Below are 21,245 nucleotides of genomic sequence, written 5' to 3' on the forward strand. Positions count from 1 at the left end.
CGTGCGCGATTGACGCATCCGGCTCCTCAACCATCAGTTTCGCTACCAGGTAAAACGGTGAATGATCCTGGCGCACGGTAACGGGAGAATCGACAGCAGCTGCGCTGCCTTTTCCCACGAGAACCATCCCTTCTGCGAGCGCCTCCGGAGCCACTTGATCCAGATACGCCGGACCGCGTTGACGAAGCGCTGCAGAGCTTCGATGTTGTTCGTGATCCCGTAGTACGCGTAATGCCCAGTGACCTTCCGACAGAGTTGACGGTGCTGTTCTCGCAGCGGCCGGTGACGGTTGGCTCGGCACCATAGCGAGATTCGCTTGAGGCCGCGCTTGTACCGATCCTTGGCCGTTTTCTGCTTGATGATCAGGCGACCGCGTCTGGACCTGCCCCAGTAGAAGGTGAAGCCCAGGAAGTCGAAGGTCTCGGCACGCCGCTCCCGATGCGGTCGGAACCGCACCAGCCGAGTCTTGGTCGGGTGCAGAGTGAGGCCGAAGCGCGCGAAGCGCTTGGGTAGCACTTCCAGCACCTTGCGGGCATCGGCTTCATTGCTGAATGCCAGGATGGCGTCATCGGCGAACCTCACCGAGAACGCTCGTCCTCGCAGACGCGGCTTGACGTCCTTCTCAAACCACTCGTCCAGCACATAGTGGAGGTAGACATTCGCCAACAAGGGGGAAATCACCCCGCCCTGCGGGCTACCGATCTCTCCCTTCTGCCACTGCCCGGCCTCCAATACCCCGGCCTTGAGCCACTTGCCGATCAGGCGGAGGATCACCCCGTCCTTCACTCGTTGCTGCAGAAACGCTCGCAGGTGCTGATGGTCGATCGTGTCGAAGAAGGCCCTGATGTCCAGGTCGATGACCCAGGCGCCTCCCATCGACATCAGACTGTTCCTCACCGTCTCGACAGCCTGGTGTGCCGAGCGTCCCGGCCGGAAGCCGTACGAGCCGTCCAGAAAGTCATGCTCGTAGAGCGGCTCCAGCAGGGCCACCACGGCACGCTGCAGGACCTTGTCTTCGAAGGTGGGGATACCGATCGGCCGTGTGGTGCGCCCATCTCCCTTGGGGATATGGACACGCCGTACCGGCGGCGCTCGGTAGCGGCCGCTCTTGGCCGCTTCCAGCAGTCGCTGGACGTTGGCCTCGAAGCCGCGCGCGAAGTCGTCCGCCGTCTGGCCATCGATCCCGACGGCGCCATCCCGGCGCGTCATCAGGTAGGCCGTCTTCAGCCACTGGGCGTCAATGTAGTGCGCCAGTGACGTGAAGGCACGCTGCGGGAAGCGCTCTGCCAGCGCTGCTATCCGCACTTGTTTCGTGGACATGACCTCAGGTTCCTGTGCACCTGTCATGTTGCCCTCGTGCAGTTCTGATGATTGGTCGCCCCTTCCCTCCAACGGGTCCCGTCGAGTCGGTTCCCCGCCTTCTTCGGTACTATGAGCAACTCCGACTCCCGCCCTTCCCTCCGGCTGGCTCCTTATGGTCGCCTGGCCGTACCCCCTAAGTGCCTGCTGTTTGCTTCCGCTACCGTCAGGCACCACAGCACCGGACCGGGAGCTTTCGAGACAGGCAGCCCCGCGCCTGATTCATTACCTCTCAGGGGAGAAAGGCGGGCCTCCCAGGTTCCTGGGAAACCCCTGTGTGGACATGCCCTGCTCTTCGACCCCGGCGGCCCTTCCCTGCCAAGCCGTACGGCAGGATCATGTTGCCTTCCATCAATTGAAGGATGTCGGCGACCACAAAGATCAACATTTCGAGGCTCAATCACACGGCCTATCCACTCGCTGTGTACGCTTCGCAGTGGCGGTTACCCGACACCACGCAACACTCGCTACCGGCTGGTGGCTAGCCTTGGCCGGGTGGGACTTGCACCCACTGGGTTTCAATTCATCCTTTCCACCTCCTCGGTTTCCCGGATGACCAGGCTTTGCCTGGCGCACTCAAAGTATATGCCAGATTTCTGTGAAAAATTTGAATACATTGGCCCCCAGTTTTCAGTTAAAACAAAAATCATGGGGGCTACAGACGATCGATCTTGTTATGTTAGTAAACTAGGTAGGAAGTTTGTAGTTATGTCAGGAAAAATTGATACTATTTTTTATGCAGCTGAATCTATTTTATCTATGATTGAGGCTGAAAACGAAATGGAGGTAAATCGAATATGAAGACAGCTCTGATAGGTTATACTGGGTTTGTTGGGTCAAATATTTATAGACAAAAAAGTTTTGATGAGCTTTATAACTCTAAAAATATTGATCAAGTTGTTGACAGGTCTTTTGATTTAGTAGTATGTGCTGGCGTGCCAGCAGTAAAATGGTGGGCGAATCAAAATCCATGTGAAGATTTATCTACAATCAAAAGATTGGCTGAGACATATAAAAGGATTAAAGCTAAAAGATTTGTTCTAATTTCTACTGTCGATGTATATCCAGTTCCACGCAATGTGGATGAGTCAAGTAAGATTGAAGTAGATGAAATTAGCCCATACGGCAAAATCGCTTGTGGCTTGAAAGAGAGCTTGAAGGAGTGTTTGAAAATTATCATGTAGTTCGCTTGCCTGGTCTTTTTGGTGTTGGTCTGAAAAAAAATATACTTTTCGATTTGTTATGTGAAAATATTCTAGAAAAAATAAACTTAAAGTCTTCATTTCAATGGTATCCACTGTCAAGAGTTTGGCAGGATATCGAAACTATTATTTCTAATAATTTACCATTGGTTAATTTAGCAGTTGAGCCCATTTCGAATTTCAAAATCAAAGAGCAATTTTTTAACGATTTAAATGTAGGGTGTGAACCATTGCCAGAAGTTCACTACGACATGCATACAAGTTTTTCAGGCAAGTTTAAAAGCCAACATAATAACTATTTATTAACCGCTGATGAGGTTTTAAATGAGCTGTCTGTCTGGTTAGAAAAGCCGGAGGTGAAATGTGAGTAATTTGGCAGTTTCAAATATCGCTTGGTCAGGTGATCATGCGCAATTTTTCTCATTACTGTCCGAAAATGGCGTAAAAGGTGTAGAAGTTGCTCCTGGTAAAATAGTTGGAGGATGGGAAAATTTGACACTGAAAGAAATGCTTAAATATAGGCACTTGTGTGAGAATTTCGGTTTATTAATACCATCTTTTCAGGCTTTTTTATTTGGTAAGCCTGACTTGCAACTTTTGAGTAGCGAAGCCACCTTTAAATATATGCGTGAGCATATTTCTTTTGTTTCAGAATTAGCCGCAGTAGCTGGGGCTAGAATATTAGTTTATGGCGCTCCGAGAAGTCGTCAATTACTTGGTTATAGCCCAGAGGAAGCTAGATTAGTTGCTTTAGACAGACTTCGCATTCTTGCTGAGATTTGTTGGGAAAATTGTGTCAGCATAGCACTAGAAGCTGTGCCAGAGACTTACGATGGTGAGTTCATAACCACACCCAATGAAAGCTCTTCTATTGTTAGAGAAGTTTCTCATCCAGGTCTTGTTATGCATTTTGATACAGGGTGTACAAGCTTAGCTAATTTGGACGTAAAAACTGAAATTTTAGAAAATAAAGATCTGATTAAGCATTTTCATATTAGTGAGCCGGGGCTAGCTGGCTTTAGCACTCCTCAGAACTACCATCAAGGAGCATCAGAAGCTTTGAAAATGTCTAATTACTGTGGTTGGACATGTATCGAAATGCGTGAGTTAAGTCGGCCGGCTGAAGAGTTGGATATAGCATTAAAGTTTGTTACTAATATTTATTGATGTTTTTATTTGTAGGATCTTGGTTTTAAACCTTAAGCTTTTGGTGTCGACATTTAACATTGTTGGGCTCTGAGTTACAATACAAGCTTGCTTGAAATACATTCTTGACTGGGCAGTCGCGGACTCTGGTTCTTTCATGTATCCAAGCGCCATTATTTTAATCAAAGTTTCTTTGGTTTGAGTGTTTGTAAAAAAATATGAGAGCTCATGGTGAATAAGGTATTATTAGATGGGTGTGTTTGTCATGGAATTTTTAGCTTGGTTTGAGGTCTTGTAATGATAGAAGTACTTGGTTCGTGTAATTAGTTATCTCTAGATCCGCCACCAATGGCAGTTTAAACATTTTTTATCTATTCAAGGTGAGTGAATGTCTCCTCTTTATTTTGTTCATATACCTAAAACTGCAGGCACAAGCTTTCGTAAAGCGTGTGAAGATTATTTTGGAGAAAAAGAGGTTGTTTACGATTACTATCCTGATATCGAGGAAACCTCTTCTTTGATAAAAGAGAGTATTTATCGGAATGATGATTTTTTTGGTTTTGATGTCCGCTTTCATTTGGAGAGGAAAAAGTTTTTAAGTGGGCATGTCGCTGCCAACAAATATGTATGTTTATTCGGTGTGGCTAATACAGTTGCTTTTTTTCGCGATCCCGTTCAGCGCATAGTTTCCGAGTATAATCACTTTGTGCGTCACAATAACTACCAAAAGGATCTGAATACTTTCTACCATCTAAAGCATGCGATTAACCGACAATCGCGTATGATGACACAAGTTCCACTTGAGGCCTTGGGGTTTATTGGCTTAACTGAAACCTATAATCAAAGTTTGTTAGAAATTAATGATCGTTACGGATTGAAAATCAAACAGGTACAGCTTAATCAAGGACGCAGTAGCCAAGATATAGGCTACGATTTAGATGATGAAACGCTATCTGAAATTAGGAATTTAAACGAGGACGATATCCGATTGTACCATCGAGCAGAGGCTCTTGCTCAACAACGTACTCAGCTATTTGAAGAGGGCAAGCCTTATACTCATGCAGCATTGCAAGATAGCAAACCTGGTATGGTGCGTGGTTGGGCCTGGTATGCTGATACGGAAGAACCTGTAGAAGTCGCCATTTATGTGAATGGCCATGAGGAGGCGCGAGTCTTTGCGAAAGATATACGCCCCGGCATGCTCCAGTTATCAATGCCGCGCAAGGGGTATGTGGGCTTTCACCATAAGTTCTCTAAACCATTAGAAGCGAACGACAACGTCGAGTGCAGGGTAGCAAGTACTGGTCAGGTCATCGGCCGCTACACGGTTTAGTCGTGTATGTTGGTGAAGGAAGATTTTTCTGTGCATGGCTTACGTTTAATTACACATGGATAAAGGTCGAGTGAACTTGTTTGTACGAAATTTACGCGTTAGGCCAAAAAGTGGTCTGCGCCCTTTGGTCGGTGAAGAGGGCGGTAGTTTTGAGTGGCTAGCATCTGATATCGACCCTCAGTTTGAGCAAACTGAGGCGTTGCCGCTTCCCGGTTGGCAAATGCTTGAGGCGGATATTACCCATAACCAACCCAGCGCAGCGATTAAGTTATATTTTGATTTAGGCAACGGTTTTGAAGAAGAGTCGAGTGTTTACTTACCTTTAAAACTTGGCCGTATCACAAAGCGCCTTTTTTGGATGCCCCGGGGCGTTAAGGCAATTCGCTTGACCCGCTGGAGTCAGAAGGCCTCTTCACTATCCGTCATCTGCGGTTTGTATGGTTGACCCCTTGGTTTGCCCATGACCGTTTGGCGCAACGCTTGGCGCGCATGCATCACCGTTGGCGGGGGCGGGAGAAAAGCGAGGTAGTTCCCTCTTTAAAGCAGCTTTCGCAAGAGCAGGGTGTCCATTGGCGTACCCTTGCCATGGCTGAATATAACGCCACCTTTGAACGCATGACCACTGGCAAGAGTTACCCAGAATGGTTGAGCAACCAGGTGTTGCCAAGCAGGGAAGAGGTTCAGCAATTTTTATCACAGGCGGAATACCAACCGCTTATTTCGGTTGTTGTTCCTGTTTATAACCCTACTCCCGAGCTATTGAGTGCTTGTATTGATTCAGTCGTAGCGCAGTCGTATCCCCATTGGCAGCTTTGCTTGGCAGATGATGCCTCTACCGACCCGCGGGTGCAGGAGGTTTTAAGCACCTATGCCGAGTCAGACCCTCGCATTGAAGTGGTGATTCGCGAGCGCAACGGCCATATTTGTGCAGCCAGTAACAATGCGCTGGAAATGGCTGAGGGTGAATTTACCGCGCTGCTCGACCACGACGACACTCTCAATGAGGATGCCTTGTATCAAGTGGTCGTTGCGCTGCAGGACAAACCTAATGCGGCGCTGCTATATAGCGATGAAGACAAGCTAAATGAGCGCGGTGAGCGATTTGATCCTCACTTTAAGCCTGCCTGGAATCCTGATTTGTTACTCGGGCAAAACTATATTTCCCATTTGGGTGTATATCGTACTGAATTGGTGCGTCAGGTGGGGGGCTTTCGTGAGGGGTATGAGGGCAGCCAGGATCACGACTTGGTGCTCCGGGTAACGGCGGAAATCTCCGCTGACCGTATTGTTCATATTCCCAAGGTGCTTTATCACTGGCGCGCTACGAAAGGCTCCACGGCGATGAACAGTACCCAAAAGACTATACCGCCGAAGCGGGGCTCAAGGCAGTGGCTAGCCATGTAGAGAAGCATCACCGCGGTGCCGTTGCGGAACATGGTCATTACCATTACCCCAACACGTATCGCGTATGCTGGCCCATTCCTGCCACTCCGCCGTTGGTGAGCTTATTGATTCCTACCCGGGATCGGGTAGAGATTTTAAAGCCTTGCGTTGATGCGATTTTAGACCGTACGGACTACCAAAATTTTGAATTGCTGATTCTGGATAATGGCAGCACGTGTTCTGACACTTTGGCGTATATGGATGCGGTGGCTAAACGTGATGAGAGGGTGCGTGTACTGCCCTGGTCAGAGCCGTTCAATTACTCCGCTATCAATAATTTTGGTGCCCAGCACGCGAAAGGCGAAATTATTGGGTTAGTGAATAACGATATTGAGCCGATCAATCCTGAGTGGTTGACGGAGATGGTTAGCCAGGTATGCCGCCCTGAGATCGGCTGCGTGGGGGCTAAGCTGTATTACCCCAATGATACGATCCAACACGCTGGTGTGATTTTGGGGATTGGTGGCGTTGCTGGCCACGCGCACAAATATTTTACCCGTAACGCGAGTGGCTATTTCACGCGTTTGCATTTGGTTCAGAATATGTCGGCGGTTACCGCTGCCTGTTTGTTGGTGCGTAAATCGGTCTTTGAGCAGGTGAAGGGGCTAAATGAAAACGAGCTGACCGTTGCCTTTAACGATGTCGATTTTTGTTTGAAGGTGCGGGAAGCGGGTTACCGTAACCTATGGACGCCCTATGCTGAGCTTTACCACCATGAGTCTATTTCTCGTGGTGCGGATGATAATTCGAAGAAACGTTCGCGTGCATCCAAAGAAGTGACGTATATGCGTGCTACATGGGGCAAGCGATTAGATTGCGACCCTGCTTACAACCCCAACCTTACGCTCGTCCATGAAGATTTTTCGTTGCGTTAATCGCTTGAATATCTAGATACAAAACTGAAGGTGACCATGCAGCGGGGGTTATCAGAAACCGGGCTACACCCGAGAACAATCTTTACCGGATATTGAATAATACGTTTATGTTGAAAGTAATAAAAACCGACGGTATCTGGTTTTATAGATCGGGTGAGTGAGGGGGTAATTAGTGGTTGGAGCCTAGCGCCTTACGTAACTGTTTTGGTAAATGGCCGAGAGCGCTGCCGACTGTTTTGTGACCGCCAACGAGCGGATGTGAAAAAGGCAGGGCATTCGTTGAGCGACAATGTGGGGTTTCGTGGCCAGTTGGCGCTGGAGCATGGGGATATCGTCAGGATTGTAACGGACAAAGGCGTGTCATTGCGGAATAGCCCATGGCTCTATAAGCACCCCGAGCAAAGCGATTGGTTACCTATGGCTATTCCCATCACCACGCAGAGTACAAAGCACTTGCTAGGCTTCCTGATCAGCTGTCGGTAGAGCGATTTAAACCATTGTTTGGATTGTCTGCTGAGCGACAAATGGCTGGCGCTGTGCTTAACGTTGCTAACCAGGCGCCTGTCATGGCGCGTTTTGATGTGGAGCCGACGGCTCATTCAAACGTGAAGCAGCTTTATGACAAGGTGATAACGCCTAGCCGGATAGCCGCGCCACCTTTATTGGACGCGATCTCTCAAGACAAGCATGTGATACAGATATTTGCTTTTCAGCCAGGCACTACACTGGATAAGATGGGCAGCGGTTGGGAATCTTGGGTGCCCTTAGTCATGGCGCAACTTCTTACGCTTCAGCAAGCTGGTGAAGCTAGGCGCAGCGCTTTAAAGCGCCGTTCCAGTCGTTTTAAAAGCTTATTGCATAGATTATTCCCATCGGTGTTCTTTCAGGCATTACGAGGTGGGGGTAGTAAGCTTGAATTGTCCTTTTTTATCTTTTGATGCGGGTTACCGCACGCTTGCCACGTGTCTTGTCACATGGGGATCTGCATCGTAATAACGTACTCATTGACACTCAGCGTCGGCAGGTAGCGCTTGTCGACTGGGATCGATGGGCGTATTTGCCGTTAGGATTTGATGCTGCGCTTTTGTTGCGGGGGCTACCCTGGGGTGAAGTAGAACCGTTGGCTGTAAAAAGAGTGGATCAACAGTTGGGTACCTTGGTGTTCACCTATTTGTTCCAGTGTTTGGACGTCGCTCACTTTATGCGTTCGGAAGAAGCCGCCTTGCTGCGCGCTCGTATCTACACGTTATATCAACAGGTCAAACTGCGCTCTGATACAAGCCAATAATCCTGCCACTGCGCGCAGCGGTGCCTGGGCTGGTTTGTGCAGGTGGAGTTGGTTGAGTGCCACGGGGCGTCGTTCCGACGCCTCCCGCGGGTGCCTCGAAACGCTCGCTGAGCTCGCTTTCTCGTTACCACGCGCTACGGGTACAATCACTCGATTTCGGTGGTGTGATTACATGCCACGACCATGTGCATAACGTGCACATGGCCTTGGCATTCCGCTTTCATGTGCACGCGAGATTTAGTAGCGCGTGGTAAGCGAAGCGCACCCGCGGAAGCAGCGCGTAGCGGTGCCGGGGTTGGTTCGTGTCAGCGGAGTTGGTTCCGTGCCACGGGCGTTGTTCCGACGCCATTCGCGGGTGCCTCGTTTGCTCGTTCCTCGCAGACTCGTTACCACGCGCTACGGTATGTGCACGCACCTGATTTCGTGGTTTTCGTAGCGCGTGGTGAGCGAAGCGCAACCGCGACCCGGAGTGAAAGCATCGTGCAGCGGCACTGATAAAGCTTTTGAAGCAAGGAGCAGAACCATCGGTAAAAGGGATGTATTGTGAGTAGCCACGTTGGGTGGGTTGTTCTTAGCGATGGGGCGCGGCCTACCGAGGATATTTATTTCTTGGCGTCTGCAGCGCCTGAATTACGCCTGCAGGGAATCGCGGTTGAGCGCGGTAGCTGTTTCACGCTCCTTTGGGGCTAGCCGGTTGCATGGTCGTGCTCTGCTTAAACGCTATGCAGGCGCCAACCTGCTGCTTTGCCGCTCGCTGCCGCTGGGTTGGCTGCGGTGGTTGGAACGCCATCGTAACGCCTTTGGCTATATCGCTTATTTGATTGATGATGATATTACGGCGGCTGCCAATGACTCCGCGTTGCCCGCCTCCTACCGTAAGCGAATGGCGCGTATTGCTACATACCAGCCTCGGCTGCTGGCGCTGGTTGATGAAGTGGTGGCTTCTAGTGAGCAACTGGCCCGCTGCTTTTTTAGCGAGCACGACAATGTTCAAGTGCTTACGCCGCCTCTTATTGCTCCGCTACCTTCACTTGAGCATTTCTCACTACCACCAACTGCCGCCGTTAACTGGAGAATCGGCTTTTACGGCACGCGAGCGCATTTAACAGATCTCGTGCACATTGCTCCTGCCATACAGCAAATTCAGTCTCAGCGTATGGATACCCAGGTGGAGATTATGCTGGGGCCACACACGCCAGAAAGCCTCGTTGCACTGCCTCGCGTAAATGCGCCTTCTCCTTTACCCTGGGAGACGTTTAAGGTTTATCAGCGAGAGCACCACTGCCATATAGGTTTGGCCCCGCTGTAGAAAGCCCGTTCAATCGTGGCAAATCATTGATAAAGTTTTTGGATATTACCGCCATGGGGGGGGTGGGCATTTATTCAAATCGCTACCCCTATACTGAGGTGGTGCATCATGGTGAAAACGGTTTGCTTGTTAATGATACGCCCATCGAATGGCGAAGCGCTTTAGAGCACTTATTAGAAAACCCCGAAGCCGCTGCACGGATGGCTAAACAAGCTGCTATTGATGCAAAAAAGGTAGGTGGCGTAGAGGCCGCCGTGCAGTTCTGGCTACAACGCAGCGATGCTTTGTCGCAGTAATATGAGCAGGGAGAGGGAACCATGGAGTCTATTGTTAACGCTTTTTATCAAGAACAGCCTAATGCCAATGTTGTGGGCGAGCGGGTTTCGTTTGGTACATCTGGCCATCGTGGCAGAGCGACCGAGCGCACTTTCAATGCATCTCATATCTTCGCGATTACCCAGGCGGTTGTCGATTACCGCCTTGAAGCGGGCTATAAAGGCCCGCTGTTTTTAGGTTTTGATACCCATGCGCTTTCTCGCCCTGCCTGGGAGTGTGCACTGCAGGTGTTGGCTGCCAACAAGGTGCCGGTATTTGTCGAGAAAGATCACGGCTTCACCGCTACGCCGCTCATCAGCCACGCTATTTTGCAGCACAATTGCCCTGAAGGTCAGGCTGCGCCTGGTGCGGCACTGGCAGATGGTTTAATCATTACTCCTTCGCATAATCCTCCCGAAGACGGCGGCATTAAATACAACCCGCATCATGGCGGCCCAGCGGATACCGACGCTACCGGTTGGATTGAGTTGCGTGCAAATGCTTACCTGCTGCGGCAATTAGAAGATGTGCCTCTTGTTCCGGTTGAAGAGGCGATTGCCCATGCACAAGAGTACGATTACACGGCGCATTACGTGTCTCAGCTGGGCGACGTGATTGATATTGCCGCTATTCAGAAGGCGAACCTGAGGTTGGGTGCTGATCCAATGGGAGGTACCGCGCTGCCGGTATGGCAGGCGGTCGCGGCGCACTATAGCTTGAACCTGGATGTGGTAAACACCGCAGTTGATCCTGAATTTGCGTTTATGCCACCGGATCACGACGGCAAAATCCGCATGGATTGCTCTAGCGCCGCCGCAATGGCTAATCTGTTGGAAATTAAAGACCGCTTCGATATTGCCTTTGGCAACGACCCAGATGCCGACCGCCACGGCATTGTTGATGCCAACGGCCTAATGAACCCGAACCATTTTTTAGCGGTGTGCATTGATTACCTGATGACCCACCGCCCGGAGTGGGCCGCTTCGCTAAAAGTGGGTAAAACGCTAGTGTCGTCTTCCATGATTGACCGGGTCGTCGCCTCACATCAACGCGAGCTTTATGAAGTGCCGGTGGGCTTTAAGTGGTTTGTCGATGGCCTGCATGAAGGCTGGTTGGCCTTTGGCGGTGAAGAGAGCGCCGGCGCCAGCTTGCTGACCCGCGACGGTAAGGCGTGGTCCACCGATAAAGATGGCATTGTGCTGTGTTTGCTGGCGGCTGAAATTATGGCAGTGACCGGAAAAACACCCAGCGAATATTACCGCACGCTCACCGAGCGCTTCGGCGAGCCTTTCTATAAGCGCGTGGATACCGCTTGTTCACCTGAAGAGAAGGCGGCGTTTAAAAACCTGAGCGCTGAGAGCGTCACCGAGAAAACCCTGGCAGGCGATGAAATCACCGCTGTGCTGGTCGCGGCGCCCGGCAATGCTGCCGCTATCGGAGGCATTAAAGTCACCACCGACAACGGTTGGTTTGCTGCTCGGCCAAGTGGCACTGAATCGCTTTATAAGGTGTATGCCGAGAGTTTCAAAGGCGCCCAGCATCTGGATGAACTGATCGAAAATGCCAAGGCGTTATTGGCAGGGGTGTTGAAGGGGTAGAGACCCGCGGTGGTGGTTGGGCTTTGTGCCGCTGGGCGTCGTTCCGACGCCTCCCGCGGGTGCCTCAAAACGCTCGCTGAACTCGCTTTCTCGTTACCACGCGCTACGGGGGCACTCACTCGATTTCGGTGGCGTGATTACGTGCCACGGCCATGTGCATAACGTGCACGCGCCCTTGGAATCCCGGCCTTCATGTGCCTGCGAGATTTAGTAGCGCGTGGTAAGCGAAGCGCACCCGCGAAAGCATCGCGCAGCGGTGCCGGGGTTTGGCTCGTGCAGGCAATATTTTGGGTGCCACAGGGCGTCGTCTCGACGCCTCCCGCGGGTGCCTTCGAACGCTCGCTACCGCGCGTTACAAGACCTATACTCCTGACGATTCACGATTCACGATTCACGATTCACGATTCACGATTCACGATTCACGATTCACGATTCACGATTCACCCAAATCTCAAAACGGAAACACCCACGGCGTAATCAGCAATACCGCCGCTGAGTAGGTGACGCTAACCGGCAAACCGATCTTCAGGAAGTCCGTGATGCGGTAGCGGCCGGGTGAATACACCATTAGGTGGGTTTGGTAGCCAAACGGGATTAGAAAGCAGGCGCTGGCGCCGTACGCTACGGCCATCACAAACGGCAGTGGGTCGGCACCAAAGGCGTGGGCGGTGCTCCAGGCCACCGGAAAGGCCAGCGCGGCAGCGGCGTTGTTGGTCACGGTTTCTGTGAGTAGCAGCGTTAGTAGATAACAACCCACAAATGCGGCATAGATACCGTAGCCGCTGAACAGCCCCTGCATACCGCTGGCTAACAAGCCCGCCGCGCCTGAGTTTTCCAGCGCTTGGGCAATCGCCAACGCCGACCCAATAATCAGCCATAGCTCAAACGGGAAACGGCGGCGCAGTTCCGCCAGGCTGATCACTTTCATTAGCAGTAGCCCGCCCAGCAGTATCAGCAGCCCGTGGAACAGTGGCAGCAGATTAGCGGTAGCCAAGGCAATTACTGCTGCAAAGCCGCCCACGGTGAATAGGCTCTCTCTGTTACTCAATTGCGGCCTGGTGAAACTGCCGCTGAGTAAGTGAAAGTTGCGGTCTAGGTTGCGGTGTTGCCGGAAATCAGCGCTGACCGCTAACAGCAAGCAGTCCCCCACGCGAAGTGGGATTTTCCCCAACTGCCCCTCCAAACGTTTTTCTCCTCGCCGTATACCCACCACCCCCGCACTGAACATGCTGCGAAAATCCACATCCTGCAGGGTTTTGCCTGAAAGCTCGGATTCGTGGGAAATCACCACCTCTACCAAATTCGTCGCTAATAGATTGTCGGCCTGATGGCCAAATAGCTGCAGCCCTGGAAAACGCTGCAGTGCTTGCACCTTGCCGACTTCTCCCGTGAACACCAGCGTGTCATTGGCCAGGAGTTGTTCGTCCGGTGCCACGGGGCTAATTAGCCGTCCGTGGCGCTCTATTTCCAGTAAGTAGAGCCCCTCCAAGCTACGCAGGCCGTTCTCTTCGATGGTTTTGCCGATCATGGGCGAGTCGGACTCTAGGTCTGCCGCTAAAAAGTAGGAGAGCTTTTCATTGGTGTTTTCCAGTTGGTGGTGTGGCAGGGCATTGGCGCGCCACATTAGAACGCACAGAGTCACCAGCGCCACAGGGATGCCCACCAGGCTGAATTGGAACATGCCCAACTCGCTGCCACTGGCGCTCAAGTTAAACGAGTTCACCACCAGGTTGGTGGAAGTGCCCACTAGCGTAGTAATACCGCCCAAGATGGAGGCGTAAGAGAGCGGGATTAATAACCGGGATGGCGCGATACGCTGCTGACGCGAAATAGCCCCGAGAAAGGCGGCCACCACCGCGGTGTTATTCAAAAAAGCGGAAAGTACCGCCGTACTACCCATTAAGCGTGCGGTAGCAAGCCGCGGGTGACCCTTTAATAAGTGACGCGATAACCAGTCCAGCAGCGGCGAACGTTCAAGCGCCAGTGATACCAGCAGCAAGAGCAGAAGCGTGGCGAGTGCAGGGTTGGTGTATTGAGTAAGCAGGGTCGCGGTATCGACAAACCCGAGTAGCAAAAAAATGGCGGCTAAGGTAACAAACGCAATGGCGGGTTTTACCCGCCCGCTAATTAACAGCGCTAATAAAATAGCGATAGAAAACAGAACGGCCCAGGGGGTCATGGTGGGTCCTTAAAAGCGGTAACTTCATGGTTCACTTGCTGGATTTTACGCAGGCTTTTATGATGGTGTCTAATGATTGCCAATTTTTGATCTGATAATTATTGAAAATTATATTTAATACAGGTGGTTAGCGATAATTTTGAGCATTAAAAATTTATCGCCTGAAGCACTCAATGAGCGCCGCATGCAAGCCGTAAAGCTACGCTTGGATGGGGTCACGGTTGCGTTGGTAAGCCAACAAACCGGGCTTTCTTCCCCGACCGTTTCGGCGGCCTGGAAGGCGTTTCGTGAAGGTGGCTGGGCGGCAGTGCCGGTACGCCCCCGCGGTCGTTTAAAAGGGCAGGCCAATGTGCTTGATGCCGCTATTCAACAACGGTTGTGGGAGGCGCTTTATGCCTCGCCCCCCGCTGAACAGCCAGGCTGGAGCAGCGCTGACCTTGTGGCTTTTTTACGCGATGAGCATGGCGTTGAGTTGACCCAGCGCGGCATTGAACACTGGTGGGAAAGCCAAGGTTTGAAGCATGAACCCTGGCCGTTAAGCGCACTGGCTAAGCAGCGCTCGCAGCGGGGCCGGTGGTATCGGCAGCCGTTGCGCCGCGGTTTGACAGGTTAGAAGAGGCTAGCCAGCGTTGGCAGGGCGGTGTGCGCCGGGTAGCGCATCCACAGCGTCCGGTTTATCAGCTCTATTTTCACGGCCCCCGTGGCCGGTTGTGGATGCGTTGTTTTAAGTGCCCACCCGTGGCAGATGATTATCTGGCCGCGATGCAGGCGCTCATTGGCAAGAGTGAAGAAAGCAACAGGCCAGTCGCCTTGGTATTTCATGGCGCTTGGTTGTCAGCCAGCCCGCAAGTAATGGCTTGGCTGGCGCAACAAACGATGTTTTGGTTAGTGCCGGTGCCTGCCGATATGGGCTTGGCTTCCTAGGCCCTGTCTGAAAACTGGCTGCGCTCGACCATACGGCGTCAAAAATCGGCTCAAAGTACTCATTTACACTACGTAAACTCCGTCTTTTCGCCGATTTTTGCCTTGTCTGGTCTTCGCTAGCCGACTTTTCAGACAGAGCCTAGCACTTGAAAGCAAACTTTTTCACGCTATGTTTTTTCACACAATTGTTGGGACAGATGATGACATCACTCACCCATTTACAGCGACTGGAAGCGGAAAGCATTCAGATCATGCGCGAAGTGGTTGCCGAGACTGAAAACCCGGTAATGCTTTATTCCGTTGGCAAAGACTCGGCGGTCATGCTGCACTTGGCCCGTAAAGCCTTTGCACCTTCGCCGCCGCCGTTCCCGCTGCTGCACGTTGATACTCGCTGGAAGTTCCGGGCCATGTATGAATTCCGCGACAATATGGCGGAAGAGATTGGTATGGATCTGCTGGTGCATATCAACCCGGAAGGTGTCGAGAAGGACATCAATCCGTTTACCCACGGCTCGGCGATTCATACCGACATAATGAAGACCGAAGGCTTGAAGCAGGCGCTGGATAAGTACGGCTTTGATGCGGCTTTCGGCGGTGCCCGGCGCGATGAGGAAAAGTCTCGCGCCAAGGAACGTATTTTTTCGTTCCGTACCGCACAGCACCGCTGGGATCCTAAAAATCAGCGCCCGGAGTTATGGAAGCTCTATAACACCCGTAAGAATGGCAAAGAGTCGATTCGCGTCTTTCCGATCTCCAACTGGACCGAACTGGATATATGGCAGTACATCTATCTGCAGAATATCCCCATTGTGCCGCTGTACTATGCGGCTGAGCGGCCGGTGGTGGAGCGCGATGGCGCGTTGATTATGGTCGATGACGAGCGCATGCCGTTAGAGCCGGGTGAAGTGCCGATGATGCGTAAAGTACGTTTTCGCACATTGGGCTGCTATCCGCTCACCGGTGCGGTTGAGTCAGAAGCGGATACCTTGCCTGCCATTATTCAAGAAATGCTGTTGACCAAAACATCGGAACGCCAGGGCCGGGTGATTGATAGCGATAGCGCGGCATCCATGGAGAAGAAGAAGCAAGAGGGGTATTTTTAATGTCTCACTCATCTGACCTGATTGCTGGCGATATCGAAGGCTACCTGAAAGCCCATGAGCACAAAGGCTTGTTGCGCTTTATTACTTGCGGCAGCGTGGACGACGGCAAAAGTACCCTGATTGGCCGACTGTTGTTTGAGTCCAAGTTGCTGTTTGAAGATCAACTGGCGGCCATTGAAGCGGACTCGAAAAAATACGGCACCCAGGGCGGCGAGATGGATTTTGCGCTGCTGGTGGATGGCCTGGCCGCCGAGCGCGAGCAGGGCATTACCATTGACGTGGCCTACCGTTTCTTCTCTACCGAAAAGCGCAAGTTCATCGTAGCGGATACCCCTGGGCACGAGCAGTACACTCGCAATATGGTCACAGGGGCTTCTACTGCCGACGCGGCTATTCTGATGGTCGACGCACGCCACGGCATTTTGACGCAAACCCGCCGCCATAGCTTTTTGATGTCGTTAATGGGCATGCGCCATGTGGTGGTGGCCATTAACAAGATGGATTTGGTCGACTATTCCAAAGCGCGTTTTGATCAGATCGTTGAAGAGTACCGTGCTTTCGCCAAACAGTTGGGGCTGGAGAACATCACCTTCATTCCCATGTCGGCGCTGAAGGGCGACAACGTCATCGAGCACAGCGCTAAAATGCCGTGGTACCACGGTACGACGCTGCTGGGTTACCTGGAAACCGTCGAGCTGGATGCGGAGCACCTTCAACGCTCTCCTTTCCGCATGCCCGTGCAGTGGGTCAATCGGCCCAACCTGGATTTCCGCGGTTTTACCGGTATGGTGGCTAGCGGTGTGGTTCGCCCAGGTGATCAAATCCGCGTTCAGCCTTCTGGCAAAACCAGCACTGTTTCGCGGATTTATACCCTGGATGGTGATCTGGAAGAGGCGGTTGCCGGGCAATCCATCACGCTGTTGCTGGAAGACGAAATTGATATTTCTCGTGGCGATGTGATTTCCGGCGTAGATGAGCCAGCCCACACTGCCGATCAGTTTGAAACCACCCTGGTGTGGATGCACGAAGCGCCGCTGTTGCCGGGCCGCCCTTACTTGATGAAGCTGGGCACCCAGACGGTGTCCGCGACCGTGACGGATATCAAGTATCAGGTCAATGTGAATACCCTGGAACACACGGCGAGCAAGCAGCTTGATCTGAACGGTATTGGTATTTGTACCCTAAGCCTAAACCGTGCCGTTGCCTTTGATGCCTATAAAGACAACCACGATACCGGCGGCTTTATCCTCATCGACCGTATGACTAACAATACGGTTGGCGCAGGCATGCTGCACTTTGCCTTACGGCGTAGCCAGAATATTCATATGCAGCATGTGGATATTGATAAGCAGGCACGTGCGTTGGCAAAAGCTCAGAAGCCCGCCGTGCTGTGGTTCACCGGGCTTTCCGGGGCGGGTAAATCGACCATTGCTAACCTGGTAGAGAAAAAACTCTTTGCCCATGGACAGCATACTTATCTGCTGGATGGAGATAACGTGCGCCATGGCTTGAATCGTGATTTAGGCTTTACCGATGCCGACCGTGTTGAAAACGTGCGCCGGGTAGCGGAAACCGCCAAGCTGATGGTGGATGCCGGGCTGATTGTGATGTCGGCGTTTATCTCGCCTTTCCGCAGCGAGCGCCAGTTGGCGCGGGATCTGTTGGAAGCGGGTGAGTTCATCGAAATTTTTGTCGATGCTCCGCTGGATGTCGTCGAGGCGCGTGATCCGAAAGGCCTCTACAAGAAGGCTCGCCGTGGAGAGCTGAAAAACTTCACGGGGATTGATTCCGCTTATGAAGCGCCTGAGGCGCCGGATGTTCATCTGAAAACATCCGAAATGGACGCGGAAGCAGCGGCCGACGCCGTGATCGCAGCCTTGCGCGAACGCGGAATGATTAGTTGATTTGAATGCGCTAGCTGTCAGGTGGTGGCGAGGTTGGCCACTGCTTGGCAGCTTTTTTATGCAAAGGCTGTGTCTTAAAGACTAAATCTTTAAGGGCTAAGTCTTTAAGGACAAAGTCTTATAGAGGGATTAGATTATGGCGCTTATTGATCAAGCACTGCTGGATGCCGTTGAAGGCATAGCTCGCGAAGCTGGCGACGCCATTATGAGTGTTTACGCCCGCGAATTCAGCGTGGAAGAGAAGGAAGATAAAAGCCCGTTAACAGAGGCTGATAAAGCGGCGCACAACGTTATTATGCGCGGTTTACAGGCGCTGCCGGTGCAGATCCCGATCCTTTCTGAAGAGGACATCGAGGGCTTTTCCGGTGCTGATGCTGAGGGCCGCTATTGGCTAGTCGACCCGCTGGATGGCACCAAAGAGTTCATCAAGCGTAACGGTGAGTTCACCGTCAATATTGCCCTGATTGAAAACGGTAAGCCGGTGCTTGGCGTAGTGACCGCGCCTGCGCTTGAGGTTGGTTACGTGGCCGCGCGGGGGTTGGGCGCGTTTAAGGTTGAAGCCGATGGTAGTCGTAAGGCCATTTCCGTGGCAGGCAAGCCTAAAGAGGGCGTAACGTGGCGCGTGGTGGGTAGTCGTTCGCACCCCAGCCCTGATTTGGCCGCTTGGTTGGAACAGTTGGGTGAGCACACCATGCTGCCCATGGGGAGTTCGTTAAAGTTGTGCATCATTGCCGAAGGTTTCGCCGATGCCTACCCACGCTTGGGCCCCACCTGTTTATGGGATACCGGCGCCGCTCATGCGGTAGTGCTCGAAGCAGGCGGCCGGGTAGAAACCCTGGAAGGCACTGCACTTAGCTACGCCAACCCCAGCGAAAAGCTCAACCCCTATTTTGTGGTGTGGGGGCATTAAGCCAAGGCGCTACCGATCTAAGTTTTGACATCAAGGTTGGTTGGGTGCCAATGGGCGTCGTTCCGCCGCCATCCGCGGGTGCACTCATTCGATTTCGGTGGTGTGATTACATGCACATGGCCATGGAATCCCCACTTCCATATGCCTGCGAGATTTAGTAGCGCGTGGTAAGCGAAGCGCACCCGCGGAAGCAGCGCGCAGCGGTGCCGGGGTTGGCCTGTGTAGGCGATGATGGTTCGGTGCCATTGGGCGTCGTCCCGACGCCTCCCGCGGGTGCCTCGAAACGCTCGCTGAACTCGCTTTCTCGTTACCACGCGCTACGGGTGCAATCACTCGATTCCGGTGGCATCCCCACTTTCATGTGCACGCGAGATTTAGTAGCGCGTGGTAAGCGAAGCGCACCCGCGGGAGCAGCGCGAAGCGGTGCCGGGGTTGGTGAGATGGTGATGTTGAAGCAATAATGTAGTTGGCTGTGAATGTGTTGGAGAGCCGTATTCGCTTAGGCTTATAAGTGACGATGTGCAAGGGGGTTGGTATGCTTCTAGCATCACTGCAAGAGATAATGAAGTGCCAACTCTACTTAATGAAAAAGGTTTCAAATTTTTTCTATGCAAATGAGCATCCTCCGCCACATGTGCATGTGATGAAGGCAGGAGGCTGGGCTAAAATTGAGACTGAGACGAGTGTGGTAATTTATTCGTCACTAAAGAAGCAAGAGCTCAAGGAGTGTCTTGAGCTAGTAAGTTTGCATAGACAGGAATTTTTGGAGGTGTGGAATGACTGGTTTATCAGGTAAAGAAGTCCATTTTGACGACCATTATCTTCATGTCGAATTGAGTGATGGGCGGCGCATTTCAACGCCTATGAGCTGGTATCCAGAACTTGAGCAGGCCTCTGTGAAGGTCTTGCGGCATTACCTGTTTATTTGTGACGCCACCGGTATTGAATGGCCGGATATTGATTACCACTTGAGCATTGCTGCAATGCTGGAAACTCACTCTCAAAAGGTAGCGTAGAGCGAAGCGGTGCCGGGGTTGGCCCATGTAGGAAGGGGGCGTCGTCCCGCCGCCACCCGCGGGTGCCTCGAAACGCTCGCTGAGCTCGCTTTCTCGTTACCACGCGCTACGACAATCACTCGATTCCGGTGGAATCCTCACCTCAATGTGCATGCGAGATTTAGTAGCGCGTGGTAAGCGAAGCGCACCCGCGGATGCATCGCGGAGCGGTGCCGGGGTTTTCGCCATCATTCCCAATCCATGTCGGCGACGTTGGGGGCTTGTTGGGTGCCCCAGTCGGGGGTGTACCAGCCTTTTTGTACGCATTGTTGAAAGCTTGACCATTCCCAGTCGCGGGTGCTCTAGACCAGCCGTGTTTGACGGGGTTGTAATGGATGTAATCCATATGGCGTTGCCAGTCGTTTTCGTCGCGAATGACGTGTTCCCAGAAGCCGCGCTGCCAGCGTTATGGGTGCCGGGCGGGAAGAAGAATTCCTGTGAGGCGTATTTTTTGATATCCCGCCAGCGTGAGGAGTAGTCCGCGTCGCCTTCAGGCAGTCTCCAGAGGCAGTGGAGGTGGTCGGGGAGAAGTACGAACGCATCCATTACGAAGGGGCGCTCTTCTCGAACTGTGCGGAAGGCACGACCAAGGGCTTCAATATTGAGACGATCCGCCAACAGGGGTTGTCGTGCGTAGGTGACGACTGTAAAAAAGTAGCAGCCGCCAGGAACATGCGCGCGTCGATAGGTTGCCACCCGTGCCTCCATGCAAAATAATTGGCTTATAAAGGCCCATTGTAGCGCATCGTTATTAGCGGTGGGGCAGCCTACGACTTGCTTAGGGTGTCTAGCGGTACTTCCAAATACTGTGGCCGATTGAGCACGTTGAGCAGGACGATGGCGCGCTCTTCGCCTTTAAGGCGGGTGAAGATGGCTTCCAGGTCTTTGAAGGGGCCGTCGGTGATGGTGACTTTCTCGCCAGCGCTGAAGTAGGTGTGAATCCCTTCCTTGCTGTGCGGCTGAGCGCGTAGGGTCTCGACAAGCTGTGAGGGCACGGCGACGGGCCTGTCACCGAAGGTCAGCAGGCGTAGCACCCGCGAGTAGAGCGAATCGGACGCCAGTTGCTGACCAACTGATCCAAACAGATAAACAGGTAGTAGGGGAAGAGCGGCTCGGTCACCGTGGTGAGCTTTCCCTGGCGCTTGCGTTGGCTCTTCAGGACAGGATGAAACACCTCATAACCTTGGTTGGCGAGGTGTTCGGCAGCGCGAAATGATTCGCCCCCTTTGCACTGAATAACGTACCAGGCGGGCGTTGCTGCGCCCTCCTGGTCATTGTAAACATCCATACCATCATCCTTGC

23 protein-coding genes and 1 pseudogene are annotated in these 21,245 nt (G+C 52.4%); 20 read left to right on the forward strand and 4 right to left on the reverse strand.

Features of this window, described 5'->3' with window-relative positions; genetic code table 11:
• Positions 1 to 42: 42 nt before the first annotated feature.
• Positions 43 to 1,320, reverse strand: a complete 1,278-nt coding sequence (ltrA, locus tag FDY98_RS08050) for a group II intron reverse transcriptase/maturase (RefSeq protein WP_196518201.1) — start codon at positions 1,318 to 1,320, stop codon at positions 43 to 45.
• Positions 1,321 to 2,156: 836 nt separating this feature from the next.
• Between ltrA and FDY98_RS08055 the strand changes: the two genes are divergently transcribed.
• From FDY98_RS08055 to pgm, 12 genes are all read left to right on the forward strand, one after another.
• A complete protein-coding gene (locus FDY98_RS08055) occupies positions 2,157 to 2,543 on the forward strand; it encodes an NAD-dependent epimerase/dehydratase family protein (protein ID WP_155705763.1) in 387 nt (128 codons plus the stop codon).
• Positions 2,495 to 2,932 (forward strand): hypothetical protein, encoded by a 438-nt coding sequence (locus FDY98_RS08060; protein WP_155705764.1) that lies wholly within the window; start codon positions 2,495 to 2,497, stop codon positions 2,930 to 2,932. The genes FDY98_RS08055 and FDY98_RS08060 overlap by 49 nt, the downstream gene beginning before the upstream one ends.
• The gene (locus FDY98_RS08065; RefSeq protein WP_155705765.1) at positions 2,925 to 3,728 is read left to right on the forward strand and encodes a sugar phosphate isomerase/epimerase family protein; all 804 of its coding nucleotides are present in this window, start codon (positions 2,925 to 2,927) and stop codon (positions 3,726 to 3,728) included. Before FDY98_RS08060 ends, FDY98_RS08065 begins: the two co-directional genes overlap by 8 nt.
• A 367-nt stretch (positions 3,729 to 4,095) precedes the next feature.
• Positions 4,096 to 5,040 carry a sulfotransferase family 2 domain-containing protein gene (locus tag FDY98_RS08070; protein WP_155705766.1) on the forward strand — a complete coding sequence of 315 codons (945 nt, stop codon included), beginning with the start codon at positions 4,096 to 4,098 and terminating at the stop codon, positions 5,038 to 5,040.
• Between the two features lie 70 nt (positions 5,041 to 5,110).
• Positions 5,111 to 5,485 (forward strand): hypothetical protein, encoded by a 375-nt coding sequence (locus tag FDY98_RS08075; RefSeq protein ID WP_155705767.1) that lies wholly within the window; start codon positions 5,111 to 5,113, stop codon positions 5,483 to 5,485.
• Complete coding sequence (locus FDY98_RS08080) at positions 5,482 to 6,444, forward strand: glycosyltransferase family 2 protein (RefSeq protein ID WP_155705768.1); 963 nt, start codon at positions 5,482 to 5,484, stop codon at positions 6,442 to 6,444. The genes FDY98_RS08075 and FDY98_RS08080 overlap by 4 nt, the downstream gene beginning before the upstream one ends.
• Positions 6,429 to 7,358, forward strand: coding sequence for a glycosyltransferase family 2 protein (locus tag FDY98_RS08085; RefSeq protein WP_340146834.1), 930 nt, complete (start codon positions 6,429 to 6,431; stop codon positions 7,356 to 7,358). The genes FDY98_RS08080 and FDY98_RS08085 overlap by 16 nt, the downstream gene beginning before the upstream one ends.
• Before the next feature lie 566 nt (positions 7,359 to 7,924).
• The gene (locus FDY98_RS08090) at positions 7,925 to 8,296 is read left to right on the forward strand and encodes a hypothetical protein (protein WP_155705770.1); all 372 of its coding nucleotides are present in this window, start codon (positions 7,925 to 7,927) and stop codon (positions 8,294 to 8,296) included.
• A 29-nt stretch (positions 8,297 to 8,325) separates the two neighbouring features.
• Positions 8,326 to 8,646, forward strand: coding sequence for a phosphotransferase (locus FDY98_RS08095; protein ID WP_196518203.1), 321 nt, complete (start codon positions 8,326 to 8,328; stop codon positions 8,644 to 8,646).
• A gap of 652 nt (positions 8,647 to 9,298) precedes the next feature.
• Positions 9,299 to 9,955 (forward strand): hypothetical protein, encoded by a 657-nt coding sequence (locus tag FDY98_RS27430; RefSeq protein WP_340146835.1) that lies wholly within the window; start codon positions 9,299 to 9,301, stop codon positions 9,953 to 9,955.
• 38 nt (positions 9,956 to 9,993) lie between these two features.
• The gene (locus FDY98_RS27435) at positions 9,994 to 10,251 is read left to right on the forward strand and encodes a glycosyltransferase (RefSeq protein ID WP_340146836.1); all 258 of its coding nucleotides are present in this window, start codon (positions 9,994 to 9,996) and stop codon (positions 10,249 to 10,251) included.
• Between the two features lie 21 nt (positions 10,252 to 10,272).
• Positions 10,273 to 11,868 (forward strand): phosphoglucomutase (alpha-D-glucose-1,6-bisphosphate-dependent), encoded by a 1,596-nt coding sequence (gene pgm, locus FDY98_RS08105; RefSeq protein WP_027958945.1) that lies wholly within the window; start codon positions 10,273 to 10,275, stop codon positions 11,866 to 11,868.
• 451 nt (positions 11,869 to 12,319) lie between these two features.
• On the opposite strand, the gene FDY98_RS08110 is transcribed toward pgm, so the two are convergent.
• Positions 12,320 to 14,047 (reverse strand): SLC13 family permease, encoded by a 1,728-nt coding sequence (locus FDY98_RS08110; RefSeq protein WP_027958946.1) that lies wholly within the window; start codon positions 14,045 to 14,047, stop codon positions 12,320 to 12,322.
• Between the two features lie 184 nt (positions 14,048 to 14,231).
• Between FDY98_RS08110 and FDY98_RS08115 the strand changes: the two genes are divergently transcribed.
• From FDY98_RS08115 to FDY98_RS08150, 8 genes are all read left to right on the forward strand, one after another.
• Positions 14,232 to 14,660, forward strand: coding sequence for a helix-turn-helix domain-containing protein (locus FDY98_RS08115; RefSeq protein ID WP_155705772.1), 429 nt, complete (start codon positions 14,232 to 14,234; stop codon positions 14,658 to 14,660).
• 125 nt (positions 14,661 to 14,785) lie between these two features.
• Positions 14,786 to 14,971: a hypothetical protein gene (locus FDY98_RS08120; protein ID WP_155705773.1), complete on the forward strand. Its 186-nt coding sequence runs from the start codon at positions 14,786 to 14,788 to the stop codon at positions 14,969 to 14,971.
• A 200-nt stretch (positions 14,972 to 15,171) separates the two neighbouring features.
• Positions 15,172 to 16,074 (forward strand): sulfate adenylyltransferase subunit CysD, encoded by a 903-nt coding sequence (gene cysD, locus FDY98_RS08125; RefSeq protein WP_027958948.1) that lies wholly within the window; start codon positions 15,172 to 15,174, stop codon positions 16,072 to 16,074.
• Positions 16,074 to 17,978 carry a sulfate adenylyltransferase subunit CysN gene (gene cysN, locus FDY98_RS08130; RefSeq protein ID WP_027958949.1) on the forward strand — a complete coding sequence of 635 codons (1,905 nt, stop codon included), beginning with the start codon at positions 16,074 to 16,076 and terminating at the stop codon, positions 17,976 to 17,978. The genes cysD and cysN overlap by 1 nt, the downstream gene beginning before the upstream one ends.
• A gap of 136 nt (positions 17,979 to 18,114) precedes the next feature.
• Positions 18,115 to 18,888 (forward strand): 3'(2'),5'-bisphosphate nucleotidase CysQ, encoded by a 774-nt coding sequence (cysQ, locus tag FDY98_RS08135; protein WP_027958950.1) that lies wholly within the window; start codon positions 18,115 to 18,117, stop codon positions 18,886 to 18,888.
• A 164-nt stretch (positions 18,889 to 19,052) separates the two neighbouring features.
• Positions 19,053 to 19,349, forward strand: a complete 297-nt coding sequence (locus tag FDY98_RS08140) for a hypothetical protein (RefSeq protein WP_155705774.1) — start codon at positions 19,053 to 19,055, stop codon at positions 19,347 to 19,349.
• 182 nt (positions 19,350 to 19,531) lie between these two features.
• Positions 19,532 to 19,684: a DUF4160 domain-containing protein gene (locus FDY98_RS29395; RefSeq protein ID WP_350340067.1), complete on the forward strand. Its 153-nt coding sequence runs from the start codon at positions 19,532 to 19,534 to the stop codon at positions 19,682 to 19,684.
• Positions 19,665 to 19,904, forward strand: a complete 240-nt coding sequence (locus tag FDY98_RS08150; protein ID WP_022524100.1) for a DUF2442 domain-containing protein — start codon at positions 19,665 to 19,667, stop codon at positions 19,902 to 19,904. The genes FDY98_RS29395 and FDY98_RS08150 overlap by 20 nt, the downstream gene beginning before the upstream one ends.
• A gap of 96 nt (positions 19,905 to 20,000) precedes the next feature.
• Here the strand turns inward: FDY98_RS08150 and FDY98_RS08155 are convergent, their stop codons facing one another.
• Positions 20,001 to 20,639, reverse strand: coding sequence for an REP-associated tyrosine transposase (locus FDY98_RS08155; protein ID WP_340146400.1), 639 nt, complete (start codon positions 20,637 to 20,639; stop codon positions 20,001 to 20,003).
• Between the two features lie 71 nt (positions 20,640 to 20,710).
• Positions 20,711 to 21,231, reverse strand: a pseudogene (gene rfaH, locus FDY98_RS08160) (transcription/translation regulatory transformer protein RfaH).
• Positions 21,232 to 21,245: the final 14 nt, after the last annotated feature.

This window comes from Halomonas sp. PA16-9 (assembly GCF_009728585.1).
Taxonomy (GTDB): Bacteria; Pseudomonadota; Gammaproteobacteria; order Pseudomonadales; family Halomonadaceae; genus Vreelandella; species Vreelandella titanicae.

Coding starts and splice junctions, on each gene's coding strand:
- FDY98_RS08115 (WP_155705772.1), top strand. CDS start 14,232: ATGCAAGCCGTAAAGCTACGCTTGGATGGGGTCACGGTTGCGTTGGTA.
- cysN (WP_027958949.1), top strand. CDS start 16,074: ATGTCTCACTCATCTGACCTGATTGCTGGCGATATCGAAGGCTACCTG.
- FDY98_RS08090 (WP_155705770.1), top strand. CDS start 7,925: ATGGCGCGTTTTGATGTGGAGCCGACGGCTCATTCAAACGTGAAGCAG.
- FDY98_RS29395 (WP_350340067.1), top strand. CDS start 19,532: ATGAAGGCAGGAGGCTGGGCTAAAATTGAGACTGAGACGAGTGTGGTA.
- FDY98_RS08070 (WP_155705766.1), top strand. CDS start 4,096: ATGTCTCCTCTTTATTTTGTTCATATACCTAAAACTGCAGGCACAAGC.
- pgm (WP_027958945.1), top strand. CDS start 10,273: ATGGAGTCTATTGTTAACGCTTTTTATCAAGAACAGCCTAATGCCAAT.
- FDY98_RS08150 (WP_022524100.1), top strand. CDS start 19,665: ATGACTGGTTTATCAGGTAAAGAAGTCCATTTTGACGACCATTATCTT.
- FDY98_RS08055 (WP_155705763.1), top strand. CDS start 2,157: ATGAAGACAGCTCTGATAGGTTATACTGGGTTTGTTGGGTCAAATATT.
- ltrA (WP_196518201.1), bottom strand. CDS start 1,320: ATGTCCACGAAACAAGTGCGGATAGCAGCGCTGGCAGAGCGCTTCCCG.
- FDY98_RS08110 (WP_027958946.1), bottom strand. CDS start 14,047: ATGACCCCCTGGGCCGTTCTGTTTTCTATCGCTATTTTATTAGCGCTG.
- cysQ (WP_027958950.1), top strand. CDS start 18,115: ATGGCGCTTATTGATCAAGCACTGCTGGATGCCGTTGAAGGCATAGCT.
- cysD (WP_027958948.1), top strand. CDS start 15,172: ATGACATCACTCACCCATTTACAGCGACTGGAAGCGGAAAGCATTCAG.